Source organism: uncultured Leptotrichia sp. (assembly GCF_938036635.1).
In the GTDB taxonomy this organism is placed as follows: Bacteria; Fusobacteriota; Fusobacteriia; order Fusobacteriales; family Leptotrichiaceae; genus Leptotrichia; species Leptotrichia hongkongensis.
Genome location: NZ_CALHQO010000282.1, coordinates 1 through 1,391, shown reverse-complemented (window position 1 = coordinate 1,391; position 1,391 = coordinate 1). Strand labels below are relative to the sequence as shown.

The following is a 1,391-nucleotide window of genomic DNA, read 5'->3' as shown; positions in this document are numbered from 1 at the left end:
CTTTTCAATCAGCTCTTTTTCGCTAACAATAACAAAATCATTCCCTGCACCCTGATATTTCTCAAATTTTAACATTTCAAACCTCCATTAATTTTTATTTTTCTTTTCCTGCAACTTTCTAGCCATTTTCACAACGAATTTTCTCGATAAAAATCTGATTCCAAAAACTGCAATTCTATTAAAAATCCCAGGAATGATAACTGCTTTTCCCTTCTGAAACTCTTTATACCCAATTTCAGCCACTTTCTTCGCAGCCATAACTTTCAATCTCTCAAACAGCGAACTTTCCTCCAAATTGCTGCTCTTCTCAAAGCCAGTATCTGTCGGCCCAGGACAAAGTGCCGATATTCTAATATTTTTTCCACGAACATCATTTTTCACTTCTTCCCTAACTGCTTCCGTAAACGACTGCACAAAGGCTTTACTCGCATAATACGTACTCATTAAAGGCCCTGGCATAAAAGCTGCAATTGAAGACACATTTAATATCCCGCCATTTCCATCCTTTAGCATATCATTTAAAAACAGTCTTGTCAATTCTACAACTGCCTTTATATTCAAGTTTATCATTGCATCATTTCTTTTCATCGTTTCTTCATCAAATTCAGAAAATTTCCCATAAATCCCAACTCCAGCATTATTCACAAGTACATTTATTTTCAATTTTTCAGATTTCACTTGATTATAAAGCCTTTCAGCCGCATTTTCCAGTGACAGATCATTTTCAATTACAGTTATCTTGATATTTTTAGAAATTTCCTCAAAAATCTCTTTTTTTAAAATTTCCAGCTTATCTTTATTTCGTGCCACAATAACCAGATTATGCCCGTTTTTTGCATAAATTTTAGCAAGTTCATATCCAATTCCACTGCTTGCCCCTGTTATCAAAACTCTTTTCATAAAATTTCCTTAAAAGACACCTTGTCTATTTCACATTATAAAATTTATTTTTTTTAATAACCATTTAATCGCTTCAAAATATATTTTGATATAGTTTCATTACTAATCCATTTCCCATTTTTTTTAGTAAATTCCAATTCAATGTTAACTATTAGTTCACTATTGTCATCATTTTTTATTAATTCTTTTGTATGTTCATCAAAATATTTCATCTAAAAATATATCTGTATCTAAATATCTTCCACCTTTTCCATATTTACTCAAAAGATATTTTTCTGAACTTGTCAAAAGTTCCATTGCATCTATCATTTTTAAAGTTATTGAAACATTAGCTTTATTTTCTGATACATATTCTATCTCTTTCAGTTCAATTTTTGAATTGTAAATTAAATTCTTTAAATTCTGTTCTGTTACCATTTCCATTACTGTCATAAATGATTTCTGTTTAGATTTATTCACTGGTTTTGCTTCATTAATCTTTATTGTGTCAA

3 protein-coding genes are annotated in these 1,391 nt (G+C 30.1%); all 3 read right to left on the bottom strand.

Annotated elements, in window-relative coordinates; genetic code table 11:
* Positions 1 to 87: 87 nt before the first annotated feature.
* On the bottom strand, positions 88 to 900 hold the full coding sequence (locus Q0370_RS05495; protein WP_299573156.1) for an SDR family oxidoreductase: 813 nt from the start codon (positions 898 to 900) through the stop codon (positions 88 to 90).
* Positions 901 to 953: 53 nt separating this feature from the next.
* Positions 954 to 1,112, bottom strand: a complete 159-nt coding sequence (locus Q0370_RS05490) for a hypothetical protein (RefSeq protein WP_299573152.1) — start codon at positions 1,110 to 1,112, stop codon at positions 954 to 956.
* Positions 1,099 to 1,391, bottom strand: a 293-nt coding sequence (locus tag Q0370_RS05485) for a hypothetical protein (protein ID WP_299573149.1), incomplete at its 5' end; no start/stop codon positions are given. The genes Q0370_RS05490 and Q0370_RS05485, both read right to left, overlap by 14 nt.